The 26,258-nt window shown below is 59.6% G+C and carries 21 protein-coding genes and 2 pseudogenes; 9 read left to right on the top strand and 14 right to left on the bottom strand.

The window, feature by feature from the left end:
* Positions 1-3: 3 nt before the first annotated feature.
* The 4 genes and pseudogenes from NLY44_RS17015 to NLY44_RS17025 form a co-directional block, all read right to left on the bottom strand.
* Complete coding sequence (locus tag NLY44_RS17015; RefSeq protein WP_023804672.1) at positions 4-183, bottom strand: hypothetical protein; 180 nt, start codon at positions 181-183, stop codon at positions 4-6.
* Between the two features lie 670 nt (positions 184-853).
* The gene (locus NLY44_RS17020) at positions 854-1,081 is read right to left on the bottom strand and encodes a hypothetical protein (protein ID WP_286454759.1); all 228 of its coding nucleotides are present in this window, start codon (positions 1,079-1,081) and stop codon (positions 854-856) included.
* A 29-nt stretch (positions 1,082-1,110) separates the two neighbouring features.
* Positions 1,111-1,338: pseudogene (locus NLY44_RS33225) on the bottom strand (DUF8608 domain-containing protein); the annotation flags it as partial.
* Positions 1,339-1,376: 38 nt separating this feature from the next.
* Complete coding sequence (locus NLY44_RS17025; protein ID WP_023804669.1) at positions 1,377-2,090, bottom strand: SOS response-associated peptidase; 714 nt, start codon at positions 2,088-2,090, stop codon at positions 1,377-1,379.
* Positions 2,091-2,127: 37 nt separating this feature from the next.
* On the opposite strand from NLY44_RS17025, the gene NLY44_RS17030 reads away from it, so the two are divergent.
* A complete protein-coding gene (locus tag NLY44_RS17030; RefSeq protein WP_156940972.1) occupies positions 2,128-2,715 on the top strand; it encodes a DUF4145 domain-containing protein in 588 nt (195 codons plus the stop codon).
* Here the strand turns inward: NLY44_RS17030 and NLY44_RS17035 are convergent.
* From NLY44_RS17035 to NLY44_RS17050, 4 genes and pseudogenes are all read right to left on the bottom strand, one after another.
* A pseudogene (locus NLY44_RS17035) lies at positions 2,712-3,310 on the bottom strand (recombinase family protein). The gene NLY44_RS17030 and the pseudogene NLY44_RS17035 sit on opposite strands and share 4 nt — an antisense overlap.
* A gap of 809 nt (positions 3,311-4,119) precedes the next feature.
* Complete coding sequence (locus tag NLY44_RS17040; RefSeq protein ID WP_286454763.1) at positions 4,120-4,356, bottom strand: hypothetical protein; 237 nt, start codon at positions 4,354-4,356, stop codon at positions 4,120-4,122.
* Positions 4,357-4,523: 167 nt separating this feature from the next.
* Positions 4,524-5,831: an ATP-dependent nuclease gene (locus tag NLY44_RS17045; protein ID WP_286454765.1), complete on the bottom strand. Its 1,308-nt coding sequence runs from the start codon at positions 5,829-5,831 to the stop codon at positions 4,524-4,526.
* 45 nt (positions 5,832-5,876) lie between these two features.
* A complete protein-coding gene (locus tag NLY44_RS17050; RefSeq protein ID WP_023804664.1) occupies positions 5,877-7,205 on the bottom strand; it encodes a DUF6538 domain-containing protein in 1,329 nt (442 codons plus the stop codon).
* A gap of 390 nt (positions 7,206-7,595) precedes the next feature.
* Between NLY44_RS17050 and NLY44_RS17055 the strand changes: the two genes are divergently transcribed.
* The 5 genes from NLY44_RS17055 (at position 7,596) to NLY44_RS17075 (ending at position 13,507) form a co-directional block, all read left to right on the top strand.
* On the top strand, positions 7,596-8,555 hold the full coding sequence (locus NLY44_RS17055) for a LysR family transcriptional regulator (RefSeq protein WP_023804663.1): 960 nt from the start codon (positions 7,596-7,598) through the stop codon (positions 8,553-8,555).
* A 152-nt stretch (positions 8,556-8,707) separates the two neighbouring features.
* Positions 8,708-9,721, top strand: coding sequence for an amino acid ABC transporter substrate-binding protein (locus NLY44_RS17060; RefSeq protein WP_023686475.1), 1,014 nt, complete (start codon positions 8,708-8,710; stop codon positions 9,719-9,721).
* 212 nt (positions 9,722-9,933) lie between these two features.
* Positions 9,934-11,082 (top strand): amino acid ABC transporter permease, encoded by a 1,149-nt coding sequence (locus tag NLY44_RS17065; RefSeq protein WP_348524318.1) that lies wholly within the window; start codon positions 9,934-9,936, stop codon positions 11,080-11,082.
* An 18-nt stretch (positions 11,083-11,100) separates the two neighbouring features.
* Entirely contained in the window at positions 11,101-12,225 is a 1,125-nt protein-coding gene (locus tag NLY44_RS17070) for an amino acid ABC transporter permease (protein ID WP_460221796.1), read from the top strand.
* 64 nt (positions 12,226-12,289) lie between these two features.
* Positions 12,290-13,507, top strand: coding sequence for a MalY/PatB family protein (locus NLY44_RS17075; protein WP_050588871.1), 1,218 nt, complete (start codon positions 12,290-12,292; stop codon positions 13,505-13,507).
* A gap of 162 nt (positions 13,508-13,669) precedes the next feature.
* On the opposite strand, the gene NLY44_RS17080 is transcribed toward NLY44_RS17075, so the two are convergent.
* The 4 genes from NLY44_RS17080 to NLY44_RS17095 form a co-directional block, all read right to left on the bottom strand.
* On the bottom strand, positions 13,670-18,301 hold the full coding sequence (locus NLY44_RS17080; RefSeq protein ID WP_156940971.1) for an autotransporter outer membrane beta-barrel domain-containing protein: 4,632 nt from the start codon (positions 18,299-18,301) through the stop codon (positions 13,670-13,672).
* Positions 18,302-18,411: 110 nt separating this feature from the next.
* Positions 18,412-18,567 (bottom strand): hypothetical protein, encoded by a 156-nt coding sequence (locus NLY44_RS17085; RefSeq protein ID WP_156940817.1) that lies wholly within the window; start codon positions 18,565-18,567, stop codon positions 18,412-18,414.
* 470 nt (positions 18,568-19,037) lie between these two features.
* Entirely contained in the window at positions 19,038-19,331 is a 294-nt protein-coding gene (locus NLY44_RS17090) for a hypothetical protein (RefSeq protein ID WP_023704064.1), read from the bottom strand.
* A 192-nt stretch (positions 19,332-19,523) separates the two neighbouring features.
* The gene (locus NLY44_RS17095; RefSeq protein ID WP_245263698.1) at positions 19,524-21,344 is read right to left on the bottom strand and encodes a PAS domain S-box protein; all 1,821 of its coding nucleotides are present in this window, start codon (positions 21,342-21,344) and stop codon (positions 19,524-19,526) included.
* A 128-nt stretch (positions 21,345-21,472) separates the two neighbouring features.
* Here NLY44_RS17095 and NLY44_RS17100 point away from each other — a divergent pair, with 128 nt between their 5' ends.
* Complete coding sequence (locus tag NLY44_RS17100) at positions 21,473-21,841, top strand: response regulator (RefSeq protein ID WP_023747091.1); 369 nt, start codon at positions 21,473-21,475, stop codon at positions 21,839-21,841.
* Positions 21,842-22,259: 418 nt separating this feature from the next.
* Here the strand turns inward: NLY44_RS17100 and NLY44_RS17105 are convergent, their stop codons facing one another.
* Both NLY44_RS17105 and NLY44_RS17110 read right to left on the bottom strand, forming a co-directional pair.
* On the bottom strand, positions 22,260-22,418 hold the full coding sequence (locus NLY44_RS17105) for a hypothetical protein (RefSeq protein WP_198028931.1): 159 nt from the start codon (positions 22,416-22,418) through the stop codon (positions 22,260-22,262).
* A gap of 129 nt (positions 22,419-22,547) precedes the next feature.
* Positions 22,548-24,548, bottom strand: a complete 2,001-nt coding sequence (locus tag NLY44_RS17110; RefSeq protein ID WP_023686481.1) for an AI-2E family transporter — start codon at positions 24,546-24,548, stop codon at positions 22,548-22,550.
* 185 nt (positions 24,549-24,733) lie between these two features.
* Here NLY44_RS17110 and NLY44_RS17115 point away from each other — a divergent pair, with 185 nt between their 5' ends.
* A complete protein-coding gene (locus tag NLY44_RS17115) occupies positions 24,734-24,967 on the top strand; it encodes a hypothetical protein (RefSeq protein ID WP_023686482.1) in 234 nt (77 codons plus the stop codon).
* A gap of 198 nt (positions 24,968-25,165) precedes the next feature.
* A complete protein-coding gene (locus NLY44_RS17120) occupies positions 25,166-26,245 on the top strand; it encodes an aminopeptidase (protein WP_031201330.1) in 1,080 nt (359 codons plus the stop codon).
* The last annotated feature ends 13 nt before the right edge of the window (positions 26,246-26,258 follow it).

The raw sequence follows: 26,258 nt of genomic DNA on the forward strand, positions 1-26,258 counted from the left end.
CTCCTAGCGTGTCGCGTGGCGTGGTGCAGTCAGCGCGTCAAGGCGTTGCTGAAGATGCCCATTGAGCACGATCATTTCCTTCAGCGCTTTCATTACGTCGCCCTTATGCACGGCGACGAAATCATCTGCGTGGGCCTGGAGGGCGGCCTCTTGGCGGGTGGTGAGTGTCACGATGCGGTCCATTAGCGCCTACTCCAACAATGGGATGCGTCAAGTGAACAAAAAGGGAACATAAATGTCAAGCTCGAATTGACTCGGCGAGGAACTCATTCCTATTTTTACCCATGCCAGAGCAGCCCAGGAAACCCCGCCGTCTCGTGCAAACCCTGTGCAAGGCACATGAGGTTGGTCAGTTGATCCGCGTCCGATGCTTCAATTGCAACACGCGCCACTATCTGCCGGGAGACCTTGGGCAGCTAGTCGGGAACATTCCGTTCTGGGATGTGGACCGACATATGCGTTGTGAGCGGTGCAAGCGGCGTGACCTTGACGTCGACATCCTGCTACCGAGCGCATCGGAGGTCATGAAGATACGCGTGAGGCGGCTTGTCGAAATCCGAATGGTGCGCAAGGTGATCTGGCGGGATGGGTAGGGATGCCAGATTTTGGAACCCAGTGTCACTTTTGGCGACGTTTGCCCCGGGTCTCCTTGAGTTCCTTGGCGATGGCGGCACGCTCGGCAATTCGCCCGGAGAAGAGGTCTTTGAGTGCATCCTCATAGATATCGAACGACTTTATGATTGCATCGAAAGTTACGTCCCCTCATGGCTCCCCGTATTCCCCACTTCTCGCAGAGCGTCGAAAGTGTCGGCATGGCCTTCGCTCCTGTCTTTGAAAAGCTCAATTCGCCGAGCTAGTGACAGCCGCCACCGCGTTCAGATCGTACCGGCACTTCGAAATGGTCGAGAATACGTTCAACGCTGATCCGGAGCTTATTTGCTGCTGCTCCACGATCAGACCACAACATTGAAAATGCGGCCCTGATTGGTTTCTCAATAACAGCCGGCGTCTTTTTAGGAATGTCAATGACTGGCACTTGGGAGACCAGCGCCTTGATGTGGTAGCGGTCTTCCTCCACCATCTCTCCAACTTGGTCATGGCCCTGCTAGGAACTAATACGCCTGCCATTGAGACCACTTCCCCGCACCAAGAGATTGAGCATTTTAAGAGTCCGGAGAACGCACCACCGCGATTGTAGTAGTCCTCGTCCCGGGCCGGCTCGTGAAGCTTCTTGAGGGTATCTTTATCAAGGCAAAGGGAGCCAGTACTACAACGCGGGCACGGAAACGGGGGAAATCCATTTTCAGCATAGCTTTCCCGCCAGATATGTTTCTTCACGATTGCCCCTCAGACTGAGCTTGCCCAACCGGCATATTCTATAGCAACGGCAGCTGGCCGCGCGAGTCGACCCCGTGCGGAAACTTAAACTGTGTGGCCGGCTTCTCGACAATCACAAGCGCATCGTCAGGTGCCGTGCGTTGTAGCCCCTTCGCCTCCGACCATGGCGCTGTAAGCCACGTCTGGGTTTCCTCTTGCGTCCTCAGTATCACCGGCATGGCCTTGTCGTGGATCGGCTTGATGAGGGCATTGGGTGCGGTCGTCATGAAGCCGTAGACCTCATGATCGCCGGGTCCTTCCTTGACCTTGCGCACCCCTTGCCATCGCGTCCACAAGCCGGCGAAGAAGAACAAAGGCCGGTCCTCGCTAAGTGCGAACCAGAAGTTCCGCTGGATGCCGCCCGTCTCGGGGTCCTTGTCGCCCAGCGTGGGGCTTGGCTCCGCGAAGCTCGTCACCGGGACCACGCAACGGTGCTCGACGCCAACATACTGCTGCCAGTGGCCGTACTGCGGATTGCGGATGTTGGTAGTGCCTGAGTCCGCGTTGCCCCTGACGCGCTCAAGCGGTGTGGGCATTCCCCATCGCAGATTGGCAAGTTCCCGCTCAACGTCCGGAGCATTGCGGACCACCGGGCCGAACTGGTTAGGGTAGATGTCGACGGAGGGCTCAAGGTTCCCCAGGATGTCCCGCAAAGTCCGTGTCCACTGGCGGACGGCTTCTTGTGATGTGGTGATGTTGTAGAGGTTGCACATTGTGATAGTGATCCCTGCGGATTGGCGAGGGGCTACTATGGACTGGCTGACATTCATTTCGAACGGAATTTCTTCGCTCGCTTGGCCAGTCGCCATTGTGACCCTTGTTTTGGTCTTTCGAAATAAGATTGCCCGACTACTCGACCGGACTAAGAAAATTGCTGTGCCCGGCGGCACCGAATGGGAGTTCTCGGACGTTCTGGAACTTGCAAAAGAACAAGTCTCGGCGGTGCCAGAACTAGCAAAACCTGTGCCGCGCCTGTCAAGCTCCGATCCCTTATCGATTGAAGCTGAGACCGATCCGGCGGGCGCCGTGATGACGGCCTACAGGGGTGTCGAACAAACGATCAGAGAGGCGATTATTAAGGCAGGAGGCCCCGAAACTAGCAGGATTCCAAACCATGTCAGCTTTATGCGCGATCTAAGTAGCCGTGGCATTTTGCCTGAGAGCCTTTTGCGAACCTATGACAGCTTAAGACAAACGAGAAATGTCGCCGCTCATTCTGATGGGCCGATCACGTCCGATGAGGCGAAAGAATATCGAAACCTCGTCGTCAGATTTCTGGGAGCATTGAGGCCGATCTTGGACAAGTGGGCGAACGATTACTCGCCTCGTGGTCGCTAACCTTTCGCAACCTCAGCCAGTATCCGAAACACACTCGCCCGGCTGATCCCGAGTGACGTCACGATGTCGCCTGCGGACTTGCCTTCCGACTTGAGGCGCAACACGTCGCTTGCCTTTGCGCGGGCTGTCGGTTGCCTTCCCGCATACTTCCCCTCCGCCTTTGCCTTCGCGATCCCTTCGCGTTGCCGCTCAAGCATCAACTCCCGCTCGAACTCCGCGATTGAGCCCAGTAGGTTCAGCATGAGTTTTCCGGTGGGGGTGGCGGTGTCGAGGTTCATCGCCAGAATACGAAGGCCTGCCCCTTCGCCTTCAGGGCCGCAGTGATCGACACAAGGTCAGCCACAGACCGTGCTAGGCGGTCCAACTTGGTCACAACCAGCATGTCACCCTCGCGAACCCATTCAAGCACGGCGGCAAGTTGTGGCCGATTGGTCGCCACGGAGGAAATCTCTTCCCGGAACACCTTGGTGCACCCCGCTTGCTCAAGGTCGCGAAGCTGGGCCTCAAGGCCGGCCTTTTGATCGGTGGTGGAAGTTCGGGCGTAGCCGACTAGTGCGGATGTGGACATGACTTTGGGTCTCCCATTGGCGTTCATGTGAGACCATTATGTGAGACTTAAGGGTGAAATGTCAAGAGACCATTCATATGAGACCGCCTGGGCGACCAATTGAGAGACTCACATGGGCTTGCCCTAGTGAGACCACGCCCAGAAGCACTCACTGGCGCTCGCCATATCCGCAAAGTACCTTAACAATGGGAAGTTGGAGGGAAACAATGGCATCAAGGCCGACGATCAAGGGGCGTGGAACATCCGTTGCAGCTGCGTTCGTCCACGCGATCATTCCAAGAGAAGCGGATGAGCTAGCGGTCGCGCGTAACGTTGAGCGTTTTGGCTTCAAGCCTGGGGAATGCGTATACTGCGGCGGCCCTGCTACCGATGCAGACCACTTTTTTGCATTGGTCAAAGGGGGAAAGCCTTCAGGTTACTACCATTCGACAACAAACCTCGTGCCAGCGTGCGGCCCTTGCAATCAATCGAAGGGCGGCAGTGATTGGCGCACTTGGCTTACCGGGAATGCCAAGAAGTCACCCCGACGACGCGGCGTTACAGACATAGATGAGCGGGCCTCTCGGCTGGAAAGACTAGCTGCTGAGACTACGCCCGCTCAAACCGAATGCGAGATGATCGCCAAAGTGGGCGCTGAACTATGGGAACGCTACTGGGCCCGCTTAGCACATCTCAAGCAGCTAATGGCTGACGCCGAAAAGGATGCCGCACTCATCAGAGATTTGATGGCGGGAACTGCGGAGGTTAGGGCGGCACGGGGGGAAAACTCGTTACCACACCCGTGAGATGGGCACTCACATTTTTGACCCAAAAATCATTCCCGAATGGCCATTCATTTATGCACCGTTCCAGTTGGCTATCGCTGCACCAAGCTGGTCCAAGCGCATCTTCAAGTCTAGGTGCCCTAGAAGGCCTTCGGCCCCAAGCTCTTCGACGACGCTGTGTGCTAGCGCTATCTTGTCGCCTCCAAATGGCTTAAGCTCTGGCAACGCCACGATATCGGCGTAGCAATCCGCGTTCAGCACCTTTCCAGCCAATTTGTGCAAAACTTTTGGGGGGATATAGTTCTCCACCTCTCGCCCCTCAGTAATCCAGACGTAGCCCCCCAAAGTCTCGAACTCTTGCTTTAAGCGAAGCTTCGTTGCATTGAGGTGAACTCGCGGTTTCCGAGCCTTCTTACCATCCCGAGCTGCCTCGCCTCGGTGGCGGTCACTATCGATCAGCAACGCTGCATTTCGGTTCAGGGCAAGGAGTGAAATGAGTTTGTCACCCTCCCCAGGGGATAGACCATGCAAATGCGAAAGGAGCTTGCCCCCATAAAACATAATTGAATAGTGGACCCCTCCTTGAGGGAACCGCCAGTGTTAAGGTCGATCCACCTGTTCAAATATATTCGGTCAGATGGCCCCTCGACCCATATCACTCCATTCGCCTGTAATATGTCGGAGGCCCTAATATCCAAGTCGTCTAATATATCGCGACCACTGCCGTAGCCAATCGCGACTTTGGCTGACGCGGAGACGCCGTTGTGTTTTATGTGGATTATTTGGGTATCACTTCGCTTTGTGGACCAGTCGATCCCTATTGGTGAGTGTGTGGAAATTATAAGGCAAAACTTCCTAACGTCACGCTCCCGCGCAAGAAAATTTAGCAATCTGCGCAATAGTGATGGGTGGAGATTGTTCTCGGGTTCTTCCAAAGATAGCACCACATTTGACCAGTCTATATTATTAATCAGTGGGACCAATCTCAACGTAGCCAAAATTATGAATACCGACTTAAGGCTACTTCCAGACTGAGATAACCTTATATCTCCCTTCGAATCCTCCCTGAGAAAAATCTCCCATATTCCATTTTGATTTTCACGACACGTAATTGCGGTGAAGATGCAGTCTCCCCGGTAGATTTCGTTCAGCTCGCGAAGAAGTTCAATCTCAACCTCATTTCTGGGAAGATTGTCACTATTTATGAAAGCTCTTACAAGATTTGTAACACCGGCACCGTTAGGAGATATTGTCCTTTCACCTCCTCTGGGTTCAGGTCTGACATCACGCTCCGCAGCGACTTGAACCAAACGGAGATTTTCGAATGGAAACCCCAGCACTTGTGCAAGGGTCTGGCGGTAATTGCTCGGGATCGCAGTCAATAGAGGGTCGGTACGCGGTATGTCTGCGAAGTCCGCCCTCCAATCAGGACCATACCAAATCACACCACGCTTCGAGATAAGCCGCTTTCCGTAGTCCCAATGGTTTCCCGGCAGGTCGCCTCCGCCGAGGGACTGATTAAACACCTTCCTGAGGGCAGGCTCCGTTGCCTCCCGCTCGATGAGGATAGAGAAGGGTTTTCCAGAAACATTATGGTCAGCGTCGACGTACGTTCCGCCTCGCGAAATGCACACATTAATAGCGTCTGCGAGAGATGACTTTCCGCTGTTATTTCTGCCGATGACTATGTTGATTGGGCGAAAGCCAATAAGATCGAATGCTTCCTTCCCGAAGCTCTTGAAATTCTTGATGGAGAACTCAAAGCCGTCTAGTGGATGTTCCAAATCCCTGCCCCCAGCATATCCCCTCCTAGAGGTTTCATCCGTATCCTACAATCTCTCGGCCGGCAGCTTCACCGCCTCCACAAGCGCCCTCATCGCCTTTTCCGGGTCCTGCCCCGCGTAGCCGTGCTGGCTTAGGTCTAAGCTCTTGGCCCGCTCGCTATCTGTATGTCCAACCACCCACGTGAGAGTCCACTCGTCAAAGCCCTCTGCTCCGGCAAGCTTGGCATCACGGACCTTGCGGATAAACCAGCGGCGGAATGAGTGGAAGTCCACATTGCTCTTAGCCTTGTGGTTAGGCCGCTCATCGACACCCACTTTGCGGCGATACCGTGTGAACTGCTTGGCGGCAGGATCGGACCGCGTCTCGCGAGACTTTGGGATCGGCGGCAGATCGTCAAACAGATAGTCACCGTCCTTCTTGCCTACAGTGCGCCGCTTGACGATCTCCTTAAGGCCACTGTGGATCGGGACCGTACGGCGGGCGTTGTCCGTCTTCCCTGCCCACACGCTGAACATCTCATCTCGGCAGTCGGAAACGTGGAGCTGGCAAATCTCCTCTATGCGCATTCCGCTAAGCGCTCCGATTGGCATCAGGTCGTTGAGCAGTGGGCCGCCGTCGCCGTTGAGCAGCTTGGTCATTTCATTATCTGTAAACGGGCGTTTGCCCTTGTCCGTCTCCGCTTCGCGTGCTTGCCGTCGCTCTGCTGGAAGCCTCTGGCCTGCCCAGGGGTTCTCCCCGGCTGGCAGGTGCCCCTTGTCTAGCAGCCAAGTCCAGTATTGCCGTATGAACCCAAGATAGGCTGTAGCCTTCTGGCGACCCCTGCCGACCAGCAGAGACTCAGACAGGAACTTGCCGGCGTCCACCCGTCTAACGGCCTCAAGGGCGACGGGGAGTCGGCAATCGCGGAGCCAGTCCCCAAGCCAGCCCAGTACCCTTCGGAAGTCCCCTTCAGACTTGAGGCGGTAATTCTGGTGCTTGAGGAACTCGGTTGCATGGTGATCAAGCGGCGTGACCTGTCCGCTGGCAAGCGCGAAGAAGGCCTTTGCGCGGTCCAGCCCCTGAGTTTCCTCAACCTGCTCGGCGCGAAGCCTTACGGCAAACTGAGTGTCTTCCTCGTCGCTGGACAATCGATGCCGGAGAGCTTCAGCCTCCAAGGGATCATTCGTCGCTAGTGCCTGTTCCGCAGCCGCGATGGCTCCCTTAAGCCGAGACACGATGGGCCATTTACGGGCATCCGCATCCTTGAGGTCGGCGGTGTGGAGGGGATAGGTAAGTTTGCCTCGCCCAATCAAATCCCGCACCTTAGCAGGAACCTTAACGCGAACTCGCCACTGCTGCCCGTGCCATTCGAGATACTGCCGCTGGTTTGCCATTCTGCGCCCGGTGCCCCACGTTGGTGCCCCACAGGTGAGTCCTCAAAGCCCGGAAGTCAAGGGGTGCAAGGGGTTCAGAGCCTTGGAGGAGAGTGTCCCGCTCTCTCCGCCACTATCAAGCCCTTGAAACCGCCTGCGATTTCCCATCCCAGCGGGTGCGGCTGACTTTACTTCACATGCTCGCCCTGGGTTCATGGCGGATTGCCGGCTTGCTCGCCAAGCCAGGCTCAGAAATGCCGCGGAGCGATCCGGCGGTCGCCGTCACCTGTTCAACCGCCAGAGTTTCAAAGCCGGACCTCTGTCTTCACTCTTCGTGCCCCATCTGTCACCGTCGCAACCAACGCGTTAGTGCCGCCTGGTGCGGTCTCAGGTCGCAGATGAGGTAATTCCATGAATTATAACGATATCGACCTCAATCTATTGCGGGTCTTTGACGTGATGATGCGGGAAAGGAGCGTGACGCGGGCGGCTACCGAATTGGGCAGAACACAATCAGCTGTAAGCCACTCCCTGTCGAAGCTTCGGTATCTATTGCAGGATGAATTGTTCACCAGAGATGGCGGCGAGATGCGGCCAACTCCCCGGGCAGTTGAGCTGCTGTCGAATATTTCCGCCGCACTCGCAACGATCCGCGCATCGATCGACCGGCATCAGATCTTCAATCCAGCAACGACGCGACGCAACTTTCGCGTTGGACTTACAGATTATCATGCCATGGTTTTCATCCCGGGCCTCATTCGAGAATTTTCCAGGCAAGCTCCTGGCGCGACGCTGAACGTCATTCCCGCAAACGGACCCGAAATCGGGTCATCGGTCTATCTGAGACAAGTTGACTGCGCGCTGACGGGAGCAGCGATACGCGACGACCCAGGTCTCTTGAAGGTGGAGCTTGGCCAGGACCGATTGTTTTGCGCGGTGTGGAGTGGAAGCAAGATCGCCAGAAGCGCAATGACGCTGGAAACCTATCTGGCCAGTTCTCACCTCCAGATTTCCGCAGATGGCCTGGCGGAAGGCCTCGCGGATGCCGCCCTCAAACAGATGGGTCTTCGCCGCAATGTCGTTGCGACCATCTCGAACTATCCGGTGCTGCCCTGGGCGCTTCGCGGCACTGAACTGATTACCCATTGCGGTGATGCCATCCTGCAAATGCTGGATGAGAGGAGTGAGGTGACGTTGGTCCCGCCACCCCTTCCGATATCGAATGTGAATGCCTGGCTTATTGTTCATCGCCAGATGGCGAATGACCCGGGAACCAGGTGGCTCCGGGAAATCATCGTGGGAATCTACAACGAATCGCGGAGCAAGAGACACCAAGACACCGTCGGAGCACCGGGGTCGGCCGTAAAATAGGTCGCGCGCGCTGCTTCACCACTCAACCGCTTTTCAGCTGCGAGTGCTTCGCAACTATGAGCAGCGCTCATTTTCACCATGAGAACAATCGATTTGACGAATACTTGGGCTGGAGAGCACATTCCCTTCAACAATAACAGGGGAATGCCGAAATGAGATCAACGTTCAAGGGCCTTCTTGCCCTCGCCATCGCGTGCACCGCCTCCTCGGCGTGGTCCGCAACCCTCGACAATGTCAAGAAAAATGGCGTGCTGACCTGTGGCACAAATTCGGCCACGGCTGGCTTCAGCCTTCCCGACAATGAAGGCAAATGGACCGGATTTGTCGTCGATTATTGTCGCGCCGTGGCCGCTGCCGTGCTCGGGGATGCGCAAAAGGTCAAGTTCATCCCATTGACGCCAAAGGATCGCTTCACCGCCTTGCAGTCGGGAGAGATCGACATTCTCGCCCACAACGCAACCTGGACATCGTCCCGCGATACGTCGCTAGGCATACTGTTTGCCGGCACGTATTTCTATGACGGCCAGGGGTTCATGGTGCGCAAGGCGGACAATATCACGTCAGCCAAGGGACTTGACGGCGCATCGATATGCGTCACCCAGGGCACCACGACCGAGTTGAACCTTGCCGACTATTTTCGCTCGCAGTCGATCAAGTACACGACGGTTGGTTTCGCGGACGAGGAAGCTGTAGTGAAGGCTTATGAGGAGGGACGTTGCGACGTCTTGTCCGCAGACACCTCCACCTTGAACGCGTCGCGGCTTCGCATGGCCAAGCCGGACGACAGCATTGTTCTTCCCGAGCTGATCTCCAAGGAGCCGCTTGGTCCGGCCGTGCGGCAGGGTGACGACCAGTGGCTCAATGTGGCGAAGTGGACGCTCTACGTCATGGTGGCCGCGGAGGAATACGGGGTCACCTCCAAGAACGTCGATGCCATGAAATCGTCGGACAATCCCAGCATCCGCCGCTTGCTTGGCGTGGACGGCAGCATAGGCAAGGACATCGGGCTCGGCGATAACTGGCCGGTCGAGGTGATCAAGCAGGTCGGCAATTACGGCGAAGTGTTTGATCGCAATGTCGGCAAGGATTCGCCGCTGAAAATGGAGCGCGGCATGAACGCGCTCTGGAACCAAGGCGGCGTTCAATACGCTCCGCCGATCCGCTAACGCATGTCGCTCAAAAATGGCCCCGGTTTTGAGACAACGACATGCATAAAAACAAAGACCCTAAAGCGCGTCGCCTGAGTCCGTTCAAACGCGACGCGCTTTAAGCAAAGCACGGTTGCAAGGCGCTGGCGTGGTACCGTCAGCGCCTTGCACGGACCCGATAGGAACAGCCCATGTCCCATTTGTCGCTTCCCGCGCCGTCGCGCAGGAGGTTGTCGCTGCACGATACGAAGGTGCGGGGCATCTTCTACCAGCTCTTGCTCGCCGGCTGCCTGCTGGCCTTGGCCCTGGGCATCGGCATGCAGACTGCATCGAATATGCGGGTCCGGGGGATTCCGCTCTCATTCGACTTTTGGAATGAGTCTGCCGGCTTCGACATCAATCAAACCCTGATACCGTACGATGCATTGTCCAGCTACGGTCAGGCGTTCTGGGTGGGAGTGGCCAACACCCTCTACGTCAGTCTCCTCGCAATCCTGTTCGCGACCTTGCTTGGCTTCGTCATCGGCGTTGCCCGCCTGTCGCCGAACTGGATCGTTTCGAAGGTGGCGACCGCCTATGTCGAGCTTGTGCGCAATGTTCCGTTGTTGCTGCAGCTGCTGTTCTGGTACAACGCCGTCCTCAAGCCGTTGCCCTCGCCGAAGGCGTCCATCGCCATTCCCGGCGGCATCTACCTCAACAATCGCGGCCTCATCGTTCCGGAGATTCATTTGCATCCGGGAGCGGGTCTGGTGGGCCTGGCATTCGTTGCGGCCATTTCCTGCTGCGTTGCATTCTGGTTTCGCGCCAGGAGCGTCCAGAGACGGACGGGCAAGCAGCTGCCGGTGCTTCTGGTCAGTCTGGCGACCTTGATAGGATTTCCGTTGGTCCTTTTCCTGGCGGCTGGCGAGCCGGTCTCGTTCGTCGCTCCGCAGCTGCGGGGTTTCAATTTTCAAGGCGGGCATCAGCTCTATCCGGAGTTTGCCGCTCTCCTGATCGGTCTGTCGGTCTACACCGGTTCATACATCGCCGAGATCGTGCGAGGTGGAATCCAGGCAGTGCCAAAGGGCCAGACCGAGGCTGCGCATGCGCTGGGGCTGGCGCCGGGCAAGACGCTTCGTCTGGTCGTCGTTCCCCAGGCGCTGCGCATCATCATTCCCCCTTTGACAAGCCAGTATCTCAACCTCATCAAGAACTCGTCGCTTGCCGTGTTCATCGGCTATCCCGACCTCGTTCAGATCTTTGCCGGCACGGTGCTCAATCAGACCGGAGCCGCCGTCCAGGTCATGGCGATTACCCTGTCGGTCTATCTCGTCATCTCCCTTGCCACGTCGTTGGTCATGAACGCGTGTAACCGACATTTTGCAATTGTTGAAAGGTGACGGATGAGCGATCAGTCCATGCGTTCGCCAATTGTGATCAGCGCGCTCATACCAGCCATGGCGCCTCCCGCGGACGTTCGACCGGGTCCAGTGAGCTGGATGAAAAAGAACCTGTTTTCGACGCCGTCTTCAGGCGCGCTGACAATATGCTTTGTCCTCCTCGCCGCGTGGCTGCTGCATCACTTCCTGAGCTTTGCGATCTTCAACGCGGTCTGGAGCGGCGGCCACGAAGCTTGCCGTACGAACAGCCAGGGGGCTTGCTGGCCTTTCATCGCCGAGAAGTTCGACTACCTGCGATACGGCGCGTATCCGGTTTCCGAGCGGTGGCGCGTGGACCTTGCGCAGGCGATCGGTGCCATCCTCATCGTTTGGCTCCTGTGGACGAAGGCTCCGCGGCGCAAAATGGCGGCGTTGCTGTTCTTCCTGGTCTACCCCGTGGCCGCGTTCGTTCTCGTGCGCGGCGTTGCCTGGCTTCATTTGCCTGTCATCGATACGACGCTCTGGGGCGGTCTCTTGATCACGTTGCTGATGTCGATCGTGGGTATCGTCTTCTCGCTTCCGATCGGGGTTATCCTGGCGCTTGGACGCAGGTCGGAACTCCCTTTCGTCAAGACGGTTTGCGTCACGTTCATCGAAGTCGTCCGCGGCGTGCCGTTTATCACAGTGTTGTTCATGGCGAACTTCATGATGCCGCTCTTCGTCCCGGATTATCTGACGCCTGATCGTCTGTTGCGCCCGCTCATCGCGATAGCGTTGTTCTCGTCCGCCTATATGGCCGAGGTCGTGAGAGCCGGCCTTCAGGCGATCCCGAAGGGCCAGTACGAAGCGGCCAAGGCGCTCGGGATCGGCTACTTCGACATGATGCGCCTGATCGTCCTCCCTCAGGCGTTGACGATCGTCATACCGAGTATCGTCTCGACCTTCATCGGTCTGTTCAAAGACACGACTCTGGTCGCCATCGTCGGAATCGCGGATTTCCTGAAGGCCGTCGAAACGGCGCGCGTCGATCCGAACTGGGCAGGCCCGACGATCTCATCAACCGGCTACCTCTTTGCGGGGTTGGTCTACTGGAGCTTTTGCTTCGGCATGTCGCGCTACTCGCAATCTGTGGAGCGCCAATTGGCGCGTGGCCACAAATCCTAGGAGGCGATGATGATCCCACAAGCAATGCCCGCGGCAAGGTGACTATCCAATGGCTTGTGCAGACATGCCCGCACCGGCGGATGGGCAGCGACATATCGCGGGAATAGATTTCGACCAGATCCACGACCGTCAGCAGTTCGGATCCGTCAAATGGGCCAACCAGTGGGACGAGTTCTCTCCCCAGGTCGAGGGCCAGGACCTGCTGTCGCTGTGGACGGCGGATATGGACTTCCGCGCTCCGGAAACCGTCATCGCGCGACTGCGCGAGGCCGCGGAGCATGGCATTTACGGCTACACACGCCGCGATCCGCGCCACTATGAGATCGTGCAATCGTGGTTCGCGCACCGGCACAACTGGTCGCCGAAACTGGAGACCTTGCTTCCCGCGCCGGCGATCATGCCGTCCGTGGCTGCGATACTGCGAACCTTCACCAAGCCCGGTGACGGCGTCATTGTGCAGTCGCCCGTGTACTCGCCCTATTTCGAAGTGGTTCAGGGAAACGGCCGCGTTCTGCTTACGAACCGGCTGAGGCTGCAGAACAACAGATATGAGCTCGATCTCGAGGATTTCGAGAAACTGGCGGCCGGCGGCGCCAAGGCATTCCTGCTGTGCAATCCTCACAACCCTGCCGGAATGGCCTGGACACGCGAAGAATTGGCGGCGCTCAACGACATCTGCGAGCGTCATGGGATCCTGGTGATATCCGACGACATTCACTGCGACATAAGGTTGTCGGATCGCCCCCACATCGTCTTCTCCTCCATCTCGGAAGATGCTGCCGAGAAATCGTTCATCTGCACCGCTCCAACGAAGACTTTCAATCTTGCCGGGGTTCCTTCGGCAACCATTTCGGTAGCCAGCAAAAAGCGCCGCGAGGCGCTTCTTGCCGCAATGCAGGCGTCATTCATGGTGAATGCGAACTTTTTCGGCCGCCTGGCTTTGGAGGTTGCTTACAGCAGCGGCGCGCCATGGCTCGACCAACTCACGCACTACATCGCCGGCAACATCGATCTGGTTTGCGAGTTCGCCGGTGAACACCTTCCAGGCATCACGCCCATGCGGCCCGACGCATCGTTTCTGGTGTGGTTGGACGCGTGCGCGCTCGATGGCCGAGTGGGTGGAATTCAGAAGTTCTTTGTCGATTGGGCCAAGGTTAATCTCTACGATGGCCGCGTCTACGGGCCTGGCGGCGAAGGCTTCATCCGCCTGAATGTCGGCTGCCCGCGTCCTCTGTTGCGGCAAGGGCTGGAGCGCATGTCCAGCGCGCTGGCATCCCTGTGATCGAGCGCCAGGGTGCTTCGGATTCGAGCCTGGTACTTGATGCCGGCAGCCCGTAAGGAAACGTCCGAGGGCCGACGAGCCGGGTGGCCCGCAAGTCCGGATTCCATAGCCGTGCCGGACACGACCCTCAAGCCAAGGTCGACATGTCCATCTCGGTCGCCGCTACCATTTCACAGCGAACCCGAGCCTGGCGCCCAGGGCGTGGCTATCGCCAAAATCCTTGAGGCTTGTCCGCGCTGTCCCTTCTCCGAAGACGGCGTAGCGGCCGTCCGCCCAGCTCAGCGAGCCACCAAGGCCGACACCGCCCCACAGCGCCTGATTTTCGCTGACCAGTTTCGCGCCAGACACATCGACATCATTTCCGTCGAGGAAGTCGTAGTAAAGGTTGCCGAGCCCGTAAATGTGCGTGCGGCTGACTTGCCCCGCATCGTCCACCCACTGGTCTTCATAGTCCGCGGAGAGGCCGAGCCGGCCAACGAGGCTGTTGCTGCTGCCGGGCGACACGACGGCGCCAAACGGGTCGGTGAACGTGTCGAAGTCGACCGACGAATAGGCAAGCTGGGCTTGCGGCGTCAGCGACCAGTTGCCGTTGAGGGCGATCTTCTGTCCAGTCTCGATGCTCAGCCCGTAGCCGAAACCGTTGTTGCCGTCCGCAAGCGTGGTGCCCAGCGTGGCCGACCGGATGTCACTGTCATACCATGTCGCCTCGGCCTGCGCGTCGACGTAGAAGCCACCGCTGCCGAACCAGGTGAGCGTGCTGCCGACGCCGTAGCCGGTGGCAGCGATCGACCCTGCCCCGAAGATCGAGGAGACGTCCGACGACGCGGTTCCGTAGTGGGCCGTAATCCCTCCGATCAGGGTACCGGCGTCGCTTTGGTGCAGCAGGCCATCGACGCCGGCCTGCAGCTTCCAGGTGGTCACGTCATAGTTCGTGCCGGAGGTCGACGTCTCCGGCTTGATCTCGGCATGGGCAGCTTCGATGCGCGCCCATATCGCCTTGCCGTCGACCGAGCCCTGGCCTGGCAGGTCCGCACCTTGCGGCGTAGCACCCTCGCCCCACGACCGATTGCCAATGCGTTGCTGCATGGTGCCCAGTTCATTGAACGCCTGCAGCACCCCTTCATAGGCCTCGTACAGCGGCACGCCGGGCGAATAGAGCGGCTGCGGATCGGGATCGCTGTTGACCAGGGCCGAGCGCAGATACCAATCGCCATCGGCCGGTGTGCTGACGCCGCCTTGGTAAAGCCTGTAGGCATAGGCGCCCGCGACGACCGCTGCATCGCCTTCGAAGGTATAATTGCCGTCGAGCGAGAAGCTGCCGTTCGAGACGCCGCCGACGTCGACGATCTTGATGCCTCCGACCGTTTGGGCGCCGGACCCGCCGAAATTGACGACCTGAAGGGTACCCGTCCCTGACGTGTTGCCGGCGATCACCAGCATATTGGTCGGCGAACCGTCACCACCGAGCGCCGTGTTGAGGATGACGTTGCCGCCATTGCCGATATAGTCGCCGCTGACGGTAAGTGTGTGGCCTGGGACGCCACCCGCGATGCGCACCGTTCCGGCGTTGCTCAGCCCCGCAATCGTCTGGGACGTGCCGGCAAGATCGAGCGTGGCGCCCGAGGCGACGGAAAACTGCGAGGAGGAACTGAACGCGTTCGCAGCGCCCGCGGCAAGCGTGCCGCCGCTGACCGTAGTGGCGCCGGTAAAGCCTGAGTTGTCCAACGCAAGCAGCAGCGTGCCTTGGCCGTCCTTGATGAACGTACCGGCGCCCGAGAGCACGCCGGCATAGCTGGCGGAGGCGACTTGGTCGAATGTGAAGGAGGCGCCGGCGCCGATCGCGACATCGCCACCGAAGCGCTCGGCTGCCGAGACGAGGCCGCCTTGATTGACGGTCCAGTCCAGCAGCGACGTGCCTGACAGCGTCAGCACGCGGGCGCCATCCTTCATCATTGCGCCGGTGCCGGAGATATCGCCGGCGAAGCTGGCGTCCGCCGCCTGGTCGAACACGACAGTGCCGGAATTGCCGATGTCGCCACGAATCGAGGTTGCATCGCCGACCAGCGTGCCAGCGCTGACCAACGTGTTGCCGCCATAGCTGTTCGTTCCCGTAAGCGTCAGCGTGCCGGCGCCGGTCTTGGCAAGGCTGCCAGCGCCAGAGATCGCACCGGACAAGGTCAGGTCGGCCACAGTGTCGAAGGTGCCGCCGGCCGACGAAAGCGTGACGTCGCGCGCCGAGCTGAACGCCGCTGTGTTGCGCAGCGTCCCGCCGGAGAGCGTCAGGCCGCCAGCGGCAACGCCGAGATTGTTGTCGGCTGAAACAGATAGCACGCCGCCCAGGACGGTGGTGCCGCCCGTGTAGGTGTTGGCGCCGGACAGCACCAGCGTGCCCGCATCGGTCTTGGTCAGGCTGCTGGTCCCGGTTAGCACGGAGGCGATGGTGGCGGTGTAACCTGCTCCGGCCACCGTGCCGTCGCCGACCCGAATGATGCTCTCGCCGCCAGCGCCATCAAGCGTGATGGCGTCGCCTTCGATGCGGTAGCCATCGGCGGCGAATTGCATGCCCGTAATCGCAAGCGCGCCGGCGCTGCCGTCGGCGATTACGGTGCCGCCGAGCGTCTGGAAGATGGCGAAGCCGGGCTGCGGCTTCATCGCGCCAGTTACCACGCCGGTGCTCGTCGTCCAGTTCAGGCTTGTCGCCGTCCACGTGCCGTTGCCGCCGTCGACCAGATCATTGTTGGCATTGCCGGCCGCGTCACCATCCCAGAAGAGCAAGTCGGTGCCGACGCTGCTGACGAGATTGACCTGGTTGGCGACGGAGGTCTGCACCGTCAGGTCGGCGGCCGTGACGCCGGCCGGCAGATTGCCGAGTTCGAGACCATTGTCGGTGAGGGCGCCGCCATAATTGATGAGCCGGTAGACGCCAGGCCCGAAGCCGCCTACATCGGTGATGTTGAGGCTGCCGTCCAGCGTCAGCGCTCCGGTCACCTCGATCAGGTCGTTGACACCGCCGCCGACAATTCCTGCCTGGCCGAGCTCGTAGTCGAGCATAGAACCGGAGCTCAGGCTGAGCGATCCGACCGTAAGCGTACCCGGACTGGAGCCGGGGACCAGCACGCCGCCATCGGCGACGATCACCGCGCCGCCTATCGAGCCGGAGCCGCCCAGCGTGCCGCCGCTGTTGACCGTCGTTTCGGTATTCCCAAGCGAACCTTCGACGACGAGCTTGCCCCCGTCGACCGTGGTACGGCCGGAATAGGTGCTGTCGCCGTTGAGCACCAGGGTGCCGGCGCCCTCGTTGTAGACGCCGCCCACGCCGCTCAGCTCGCCATTCGCGGTCAGCGTCGTACCCGCCGCCGCGCGGAAGTAGCCATAGGCGGAAGTGAGCTTGACATCGCGGCTCATGGCGAAGCTTGCTGTCGTGCCGAGTTCGCCGCCGTCGAGTGTCAGCAGGCCCGTAGCGGCACCCAGATTCTGGTCCGACGCGACCGAGATGCTTTTGCCGGTCCCGACCTTGGTGCCGCCGCTGTGGGTGTTGGCACCGGTCAGCGTCAGCGTGCCGAAGCCTTCGATGTCGACGCTGCCCGAGCCGGAGATATTTCCGCCGAAGGTGTGGGGGCCGAGGTCGAGAAACGAGACAGCGCCGTTGTCCAGGATGTCGCCACGGATCGCCACGGTGTTGCCGGCAAGCGTTCCTGCATTGACGATGTTGCCACCCGTATAGCTGTTGGACAAATTGCTGACGTTGAGCGTGCCGGCGCCGCTCTTGACCAGTGTGCCGGTGCCGGTCACCTGGCCTGACACGTCCAACTGCGTGCCTGCCACCGTGTCGAACCCGCCGGTCGAATTGATCAGGACATTGCGATTGGTGGCGAAGCTGGTGGTCGTGCGCAACGTGCCGCCGTCGAAGGTCAAGCCGCCCGAGAGGGCGCCCAGATTGTTGTCACTCGAAATTTGCAGGGTCCCGCCGGACAAGGTCCAAGGCGTGACGGCAGTTGTCGTCCCCATTAGGGTCCAGGTGCTGTTTCCGGTTTTCTCGTAGAACCCAAACCCGTCATATTTGGCGCCAGCGCCGATCTGCGACACACCGAAACTGGCGCTGATATCGCCACCCAGCTTGAATGTATCCGCGGCGCTGAAAGCGACCACATTGCCTGTGATGGTGGAGCCGGCCTGAATCTCCAGCGAATTGACGCCGCCGGTGAACTGGATGGCTTTGCCGGCTGCCGGCGTTCCGCCACCGGTGCCGACGGCACCGCCGCTGATCGTACCCGCATTGATGACCGCGATGTTGGCGCCCTTGATCCCTGCGGCGCCATCGCCGCCTGCCAAGGAGCCCTGACCGCCACTGCCGCCAACGATCGTCGCACCTAGCTTGTTGATGACGGTTCCACCTGAAAGCAGCAGAACAGCGGCGCCACCGTCCCCACCGCCGCCGAGAACTGTTCTTCCACCGGCACCCCCGAGCAGATTCCCGCTGTTCTGGATTGTCCCGCCGCCCATCAGGACGATGGCAGCTGCGCCGCCGCCACCACCTGCTTGGACCCCAATTGTGGAAAGACTCGTGCCGCCGGTAACGCTGCCGCCCGCCTCTACAAACACGTTTGCGGACGAGAATATGCCGACGCCGCCACCACCGCTGCCGCTGTTGCCATTGGTCCCACCTCGGCCGCCAGTGCCACCACTCACCGATCCTGTGCCAGTGACTGTAACGTCGGCCGTGGCACTGACGCCCACACCGCCACCGCCACCGCCGCCGCTCCTGACGACGCCATTCGTGCCAGGGGAGCCCAAAGCGCCGGCCCCGCCGCTGATGCTGGTTGCAATGGTCCCGTCTGTCGAGATGACCAGACCCGTAGCACCAGTGGCACCGGCAACGCCATTTGGGTTGTTGGCTGTCCCACTTACCGCTCCCGATCCTCCTGGCGCCCCGTCACCCGTCGTGAGGTCAATGCCGCCACCACCGCCACCAGCGGTCGCGCCATTGGCGGCATTCTGACCCGTGGCACTCGCGAGCGCGCCGTCAACGCCACCTTGTCCAGCGCCTGCGCTGCTGCCATTGCCGCCATCGGCCCGAGCTGGCGCGGCGCTCAGCGCAAGGGCAACAGTTAGGATCGTCAAGGCGGAAGTGCCGGAGCGAAGCGACACGACTTGCGGCAAGCGCGCGAGATGCAAAACCCAAAACCCATCACGCGCAATCCGCTCCGCCATGCCTAAGCTCCCTGATTCCTGAGTGCGCGAAGGCAGCATGAAAGCTATTCGCCCGCAAGAAGTTTATAGTCATGAGAGCTACCAAGAAGCTAACGGTGATCAGTAAAATGAAGTCTGCGACTTTTGAGCGACAGAAAATAGTCAATATTAGATATAGCTTATTAAACAGAGACCTTACGGAATCGCGAGAACAATCTCGCTGCATGAATTTATGCGGAAACGTTCGGACCTCCTGGGCCCAGCCGATCCCATCGGGCGGAGGTGAGTTTCGCCTCTACGGGGGCGATGAGGCGCTAGGCTGCCCCTTGGGCGACCCTCACTATCCTGCAAGAAGTGATTCTGTAATCGACTCCCACTCTGCGTCTAGCTTGCCAGTTGCCACAGGCTGCCCGGCGCGGCGGTACCAGTAGGCTGCATTAGAAAGGTCGCCTTCTTTGCGGTGCAGATAGGCATGAACCCATACAGAGGCCGGATCAGATTCGTTGGCCTGCACACACTCATGCGCCCGCTCCCAATCGCCCTGTCTATCCCACCATAGAGCGTGGAGCGCCATCCCAAGATTCGCCGGGGGCTCTACACCCTGAAGGGTCGCACGGAACTCGTCGATGTCCATAGTTACCTCGCCTCTGGCTACGCCGGTCCTGTCCCGTTCCGTGCAACGAAATGCGCCCTCTGCCGGTGATTTGCTCTGTCGACTTTAGCAATGGCTCTGGCGATCTTTAGCGGAAACGGAGTTTTCGCTCGGCAAAGGCCGCATCAAGGGCTTCCAATTGACGAATGCTCGTCGCAGGGCTGCTTCGTGCTTCTAAGCTTCATGGACGGCAGAAGCTGCTACGGAAGCCAAAGGCGCTTCCAGGCTCCATGTTATGCCATGCGGACCGTGTTCGAGAATTCCCTGCCCACTGACCGCTGCGGGCGCAACCCGCTTCAGCACAACGGTTCCAAAGCCACCTTGTCCGACAGTCTGAACCTGCGGACCATCGGTTTCGGCCCAGGTGAGGTGAAAGAGCCTCGAAGCACCGGAACCGGTGATGCCCCATGTGACCGAGATCCGGCCCTTGTCCCCTGAGAGAACCCCGTATTTGGCCGAGTTGGTCGCCAGTTCGTGGAAGGCAATCCCGAGATACTGAACTGCGTTGGGACTGAGCACCAATGATGGGCCCGACATTTCGATCAAATCCCCCCGCGGGAAAGGCTCGACCTGGGCCGCCAAAAGGTCGCTGATCGTGGCACCCTTCCAATCCGCCGATACAAGCAGGTCGTGAGATCGCGACAACGCCATGATGCGCTCGCGCACCTGGGTTTCAAATTGTTTTGGCGTCTCCGATCGCTTGTTGGTCTCCCGGATCATCGACAGGATGACCGAATACTGGTTTTTCACCCGGTGGTTGACCTCGCGCATCAGCATGCGGATGCGATATTCATTCTCCTTCGTCGACGTGATGTCTCGCGCTATCTTCGATGCGCCGGTGATCTGCCCGGTTGCGTTACGCACGGGCGATATCGTCAGTGAAACCGGAACCAGGCTGCCATCCTTGCGCTGGCGGGTCGTTTCGAATGGTTCGACGCGCTCGCCGCGGCGAATGCGTTGGAGAATGCGGGGTTCCTCGTCCTGATGGTCTTCGGGGATCAGCATGGTCACCGACCGGCCAATCGCTTCGTCGGCGGTATAGCCGAAAAGCCGTTCGGCGCCCTGGTTCCAGCTTTTTATGATGGTGTTGAGATCCTTGCTGACGATCGCGTCAAATGAGGATTCCACGATCGCTGAGAGGTGCTGCCTGGTTTCTTCGGCACGTTGGCGGTCCGTCAGGTCCAGCAGCATGTTGACGGCGCCGATCAGAGCGCCGTGCTCGTCCCGCAGCGGTGTCGGGTAGGGCAGGAACGGAAAAAACGATCCGTCGGGACGTTGCGCAACAGCTTGCTGATTGCGGACCGGCCTGTTCTCCTTGAGCGCAATGGCCATCGGGCATTCATCGTGCGGCAATTCCTTGCCGTCGGCAGTGAACAGCTTGAACGTCACGCACCATTTATCCTTGCCGATTTCAGGCTCCCTGCCTGCCAGATCGGCCGCGGCGCGGTTGTAGTAGGTGATCGTCCCATCCTGATCGGTCGTGTAGATGGCGACGGGTAGGCCGTCGAGTATCTGGTGATAGGTACTGTCATGCTGCCTGAGCTCCGAGCGGGTGTGCACCAAGTCGGTTACATCGACCGTGAAGCACCGGGTGTTGATCAGCTTGCCGTCCCGGAAATGTCCGCTTGAGGTGACTTCGACGTGCTTGATCGATCCATCGCTGGCCCTCAATCGCGCCGGATATCTTACGATCTTCTCGCCATTGGCAAGGCGACCCAAAATGTCCTCTATGACGTCCCGGTCGGGATAGAACTCGGCGATGTGGCAACCGAGGTAGTCCTCTGCGGGATAGCCGAGAAGGTCGAGCTCAGCCTGGTTGGCATGCACGATTACGCCGTCTGCGTTCACCAGATGGAGGGCAACGGCGCCGTTTTCGAAGAAATCCTTGTAATCGAAATCCAGACCGTCATTGCTGGACACCCCCGGGTTTTCGAAGGCGACAACATTCGCCTGTGTTGCTTCATGCATCCCAAACACCTTGTCCAGTCCAACCAAATATAATGCGGCTTGGATCAGTTGGTTCCCATTGCTCGCGGTCTCGACCCGCTGCGCACGGGAACCGGACCCTAAAAGGGTCGTAGCCTCGACTCGTCTTCCATCTACAAACGTGCGATCATCCGCGCATGGGCAAACCCTTGGTCCTTGTCGTCGACGACGAAGCCTTGATAGCACTGGATATGGAGTCCACTCTTTCGGAGGCGGGCTTTGCCGTGGCATTGGCGGCGACATGTTCCCAGGCGAAACGTTTTCTTGCGGACCATACCCCCGCCGCAGCGATCCTGGACGTCAGGCTGTCGGACGGCGAGGCTGTTGACGCGGCAAAAACCTTGGCAGGGCGGGCGGTTCCTTTCATCGTCTATTCCGGCCTGGGGCTCGAGGAAACCCCCGAAGCGTTCTCGTCTGGCGTAAGAGTGATGAAACCCGCCGGACCTGCAGAGGTGGTCCGGGCTCTCAAAGCGATGACCGCCGGGCAGCATAAGGCGACGGGATAGCCGTGCTCTGAGCACCTTTGGTCTAAATTAGCCAGGCGCTGCCGGAGCAGCTGCCGCGCCTCACGGAGCAGCGAATTGCGGCCGGTGCCGATCAGGCGAACAAGGTCGCGCCCGTGATCCTCGGTGATGCCGGTCTCCCTGGCAATTGACAGCACCAGTGCTTCTTCCCTTCCACTTTCTTAGGGTCGTGCCTTGCCCGTGCTGATCATGCCTTCTCCATCGGCTCAACGCCAGGATCTGAGAGAGACTCATTCCTCGACGCACGGTCAACCTCGCTGTGCCGCGTTTGAACGGCAGAGATAGCGGCTTATTGCGTTGCGAGGATCGATCCTGGCACAGCCAAGTGGCCGGTCCGTTCGCACGATAATGCGCCCCGCGCGCCAGCATGGGCCAGATCGACCGGACAGATTGAGCAGTCCTATGTCTCTCCGAACTCGGTTTCGTTTCTTGACGTCGGGTGCCGCTCGTAGTCAACGGGCGGCGGCAGGAGCACGACTTCGGTCTCCTTGCGGCCGAACTCTCTGCCGATCTGGAACGCTGCATAGATCGCGCCAATGCGGATAAGGAATCTAAGCATGGGGGTCTCCTTCGACGTTAGGAACCGCAAGGCCGCGAGATTGTTCCATGGCTTGCGAGTGGGGGACGATCTTGCCGTCTCACCAGGCATTCCAGCGCCGGCGCGGCAATCTGAGACATGGCGGTGCGGCTAGGCTGTTGCGGCCGTTGCCTGGGCCGGGATCCGTTTTCGAGGGGCCGGACGGCGTCGATCGCGGCGTTTCGAAACGACTTTGAGGGGAACGGCCGGCGCTGGAGAAAGTGCGCCAAGCACAGCGTTGACCATGCCGTGGGCTACGAAATCGGCGCTGATGTCGGCGGCCAAAGCTTGCCTTTCTTGCCCGACATCGCCCTGCTCCGCGTCTGACCAGAACACAATCCCAATTCTCAAACCTGCCTTGGCGCGCTTCAGTCTCCGGACCAGAAAGCGGGCATGCTTGAGCGAATCCCGGTTCAGGAAACCGACCACGACGGTGTCGATCGCCTCTAGTTCGAGACGACGAATACCTGCCGGCTCCATATCGACAAAACTGGCCTTCGCCACCGTAGCACCTTGCACCTCCAGCACCTGAGCGAGCATGGCGGCAGCGGCATCGTCGAGTTCGCCGCGACCGCCGGCACAAAGCACCGACATGTCCTTGCCGTCGGGCAGCTCGATCTCTTCCTCTTCGACGCCATCTGTTTCCCTGCTCGCGCTCCCTTCCGCGGTGGTTGCCGGCGCATCTTCCTCGCTTGCCTCTTCCTGTGCATCGTCAGCAAGATTTGCCACAAGAATTTGGGCGCTCGCCGCCACCTGCCTTCGCTGTTGATCGCCCATCACGCCACGCATGCGGTCCTGCTCGCCCAACAGGAGAGCAGGAATGGCGACAGTGTCGTAGAAATCGATCAGGTACTTCTCCTCGAGGATCTCCTCGGCATGGTCAGTGGCCTCGTCGGGATCGCCGGCCAGGAGCCGTTGATAGAGCCGGGCGTGAGATTCAAGGACGGGCTCGTTGCCAAACAGGACGTCGAGAAATTCGAACTGCGGAACATGTCGCCCGAGGACGACGAGGCAAACTGTCAGCGGCGTCGAAAGGACCAGGCCGAGCGGCCCCCACAACCATGTCCAGAAAATTGCCGCAACGATGATTGCCAAAGGAGAAAGTCCCGTGCGCGAGCCATAGAGCCACGGTTCGATGACGTTGCCGGTTACCAATTCCATGACGACAAACAGGGCGGCGGTCCACAGCACCAGCGACCAGCCGGGCGCAACCGCCAAGGCCAGAAACAAGGGCAGCAGCATGCCGATAACAGGGCCGATATAGGGAACGAAGCGCAGCGCCAGTGCCAGCAACCCCCACAGCAGCGCGTTGGGAATGCCGAGCACCCAAAGGCCAATTGCGATTGGTATCGCGTAGACGATGTTGACCACCAATTGCATGATCAGATAACGGCCAACCCGTTTGCCGGCATCCTGCAATGCCTGCGTTGTGCGATGGAGGTCGCCATAGCCGACGAGGCGGATAAACCGGTCGCGCAGATCCTCGCGCTCAAGCAACATGAAGATGACGACGATGATGATCAGGCCAGCTGATGCCAGCGGGCTGATCAACGGTCCGATGATGTTCTGCAATACCTCCAGAGGTCTCTCGCGGGCGACGATCTCGACGGGAACAGGCTCGCGCCGGGGCTTGTCGGCCGCAGGCGGCGCCACATCCTGCTTGTCGATCTCCTGACCGACACGCTCGATCACCCCGCTCAGCCTGGCAATTATGCCGCCACCCACCCCCGTCTCCTTGAGGGAACGCACCTTGGTCAGAATGTTTGTCTGGTAGACGGAAATGTTCTGAGCAAGCTCGCTTACCTGGGTCGCAACAATGAAGCTGAACAGGCCCAGGGCCGCGAATGCGCCAATGACGCTCAGAAGCACTGCGGGCAGCCGAGGCAAGCCGACACGCTTCAGTGCGGAGACCATCGGCACCAGCGCAAAGGTCAAAAGCAGCGCGATGGCAATGGGAAGGAACACCTCACGACCGAAATACAGCGCAGCTACTGTCGTGACGATGGTTGCCACGGTAGGCAGAGCTGTGCGCGGATGGGCATTGCCTGCCGCAAGAATCCGTCCTAGCCCTCGCTCGGACGATGAGATGTCGTTTCGACGATTGGCAGCCACCTGATTCCCCCCGTTTCCTAACGATAGTTAGACCCATTCGCCTGCCGGGCAATGTTTAGCAGGGCCGAATACATACGTTTTGCGGTTTTGCTCCCTGGGCGCTGTGCTCCGACGGTTCGGTCGATATCGTCGGAGCCGCAAATCTGTGGTAAAGCCGCCGCCCAACCAACCAAAGGACGACATCTGTGAGCGAACCGACTGTGGCCGAAGCGACCGAAAGTATCTATGCCTCGCTGCGGGCGGACAATGCCGACATCGACGCCCATATCGCGACGCTCAAGGCAGCGCTGACACGAGAGGGCGCAAAACAGGCGGTGTTCGATCCGGCAAAATTGGCGCAGAACAACCGCTCGGGCCGTAAGTTGATGCAGGCTTATTTTCGCCAGCGCGGCGTGAGCGTGAAGTTTTCGGACCAGTAGCGCGCGGCAGCTTCGGAGAACCGCGCCTCGACGGACGGTCCGTATCTCGCTCGCTCCGCCCTGCGGCGGACTTTCGTCAATCCTAGGCGAATGGCCGCATCGCCCTGCCCAGGTCGGTGTCGCCCCCTACCCTGCAGCTCTTGACGGAAACCGGTGCCTCCTGTTTGAGGGTGACCAGGACGTTTGCTGCATGGGGAGATGGGCAAGGGTGGGCAAACAGTGAAGCGCGTTCTTCAGATGCTTGCCGCGGCGATCATCGCGTCCGGGGCGACCGGCTGCACGACCATTTCCTACTACGCGCAGTCGTTGCAGGGTCACGCGCAGATCATGGCCGCCCGCAAAAATATTGGAAAACTCATCCGTGATCCTTCGACGCCTGAGGCATTGCGCGCCAAATTGACGTCGGCCAGCGCCATAAGACGGTTTGCGACGGATGAACTGGCACTGCCCGAAAACAACAGCTACCGCAGTTATGTCGACATCCATCGCGACGCCGTGACCTGGGCCGTTTTTGCCGCGCCGCAATTCTCGCTGGCGCCACGAACATGGTGCTTTCCGGTTTTCGGCTGCGTTCCATACCGGGGTTACTTCTCCCGGAAATCCGCGACTGAGAACGCAGTCGAACTTCAAAGGCAGGGCCTGGACGTCTATGTCTCGGGCGTCACCGCCTATTCCACGCTTGGCTGGTCCAGTGACCCGCTGCTGAGCACCATGCTGCGTCAGGACGACACCTATCTCGCAAGCCTTGTTTTTCATGAACTGGCGCATCAGCGCCTCTATGTGGATGGCGATTCCGCATTCAACGAGGCGTTCGCCGTTGCCGTCGAAACCAGCGGCGTCAGGAAATGGCTCCGCGCCGCCGGCGACCGGGCCGGATTGCGCCGCTACGAAGCCGATCGCAAGCGCAGCGCCGATTTTCTTGGACTGGTGGCGAAGACGCGCGACGAGCTAAGGCAGGTCTATGGTAGTCCCCGCACCCCGGAAAAGATGGCGGCCGCCAAGGCAGCAACCATCGACCGGTTGCGGGCGCGCTACCGGCAGATGCGCGACAAGCACTGGGCGGGATACCGGGGATACGACGCCTGGTTCGCTGCCCCGATCAACAACGCCAAGCTCGCGGCAACTTCTGTCTACGGTGAACAGGTTCCGGCCTTTCTTCGCTTGTTCGACCTGTGTTCGGGCGACTATCCAAGGTTTTACGCTTCTGTCCGGCGGATCGCGGATTTGCCCAAATCGTCACGCGCCGAAGCGCTCAAGGCTGCGGACACGTGCAATTGACTTGAACAAGCAC

Origin of the sequence: Mesorhizobium sp. C089B (genome assembly GCF_030323125.1) — a bacterium.
Lineage (GTDB): Bacteria > Pseudomonadota > Alphaproteobacteria > Rhizobiales > Rhizobiaceae > Mesorhizobium.

Coding starts and splice junctions, on each gene's coding strand:
- NLY44_RS17015 (WP_023804672.1), bottom strand. CDS start 183: ATGGACCGCATCGTGACACTCACCACCCGCCAAGAGGCCGCCCTCCAG.
- NLY44_RS17050 (WP_023804664.1), bottom strand. CDS start 7,205: ATGGCAAACCAGCGGCAGTATCTCGAATGGCACGGGCAGCAGTGGCGA.
- NLY44_RS17070 (WP_460221796.1), top strand. CDS start 11,101: ATGCGTTCGCCAATTGTGATCAGCGCGCTCATACCAGCCATGGCGCCT.
- NLY44_RS17105 (WP_198028931.1), bottom strand. CDS start 22,418: ATGCTTAGATTCCTTATCCGCATTGGCGCGATCTATGCAGCGTTCCAG.
- NLY44_RS17025 (WP_023804669.1), bottom strand. CDS start 2,090: ATGTGCAACCTCTACAACATCACCACATCACAAGAAGCCGTCCGCCAG.
- NLY44_RS17055 (WP_023804663.1), top strand. CDS start 7,596: ATGAATTATAACGATATCGACCTCAATCTATTGCGGGTCTTTGACGTG.
- NLY44_RS17030 (WP_156940972.1), top strand. CDS start 2,128: ATGGACTGGCTGACATTCATTTCGAACGGAATTTCTTCGCTCGCTTGG.
- NLY44_RS17060 (WP_023686475.1), top strand. CDS start 8,708: ATGAGATCAACGTTCAAGGGCCTTCTTGCCCTCGCCATCGCGTGCACC.
- NLY44_RS17075 (WP_050588871.1), top strand. CDS start 12,290: ATGCCCGCACCGGCGGATGGGCAGCGACATATCGCGGGAATAGATTTC.
- NLY44_RS17090 (WP_023704064.1), bottom strand. CDS start 19,331: ATGGACATCGACGAGTTCCGTGCGACCCTTCAGGGTGTAGAGCCCCCG.
- NLY44_RS17120 (WP_031201330.1), top strand. CDS start 25,166: ATGGGCAAGGGTGGGCAAACAGTGAAGCGCGTTCTTCAGATGCTTGCC.
- NLY44_RS17085 (WP_156940817.1), bottom strand. CDS start 18,567: ATGGCAGCAGCGCAGGCGCTGGACAAGGTGGCGTTGACGGCGCGCTCG.
- NLY44_RS17100 (WP_023747091.1), top strand. CDS start 21,473: ATGGGCAAACCCTTGGTCCTTGTCGTCGACGACGAAGCCTTGATAGCA.
- NLY44_RS17020 (WP_286454759.1), bottom strand. CDS start 1,081: ATGGTGGAGGAAGACCGCTACCACATCAAGGCGCTGGTCTCCCAAGTG.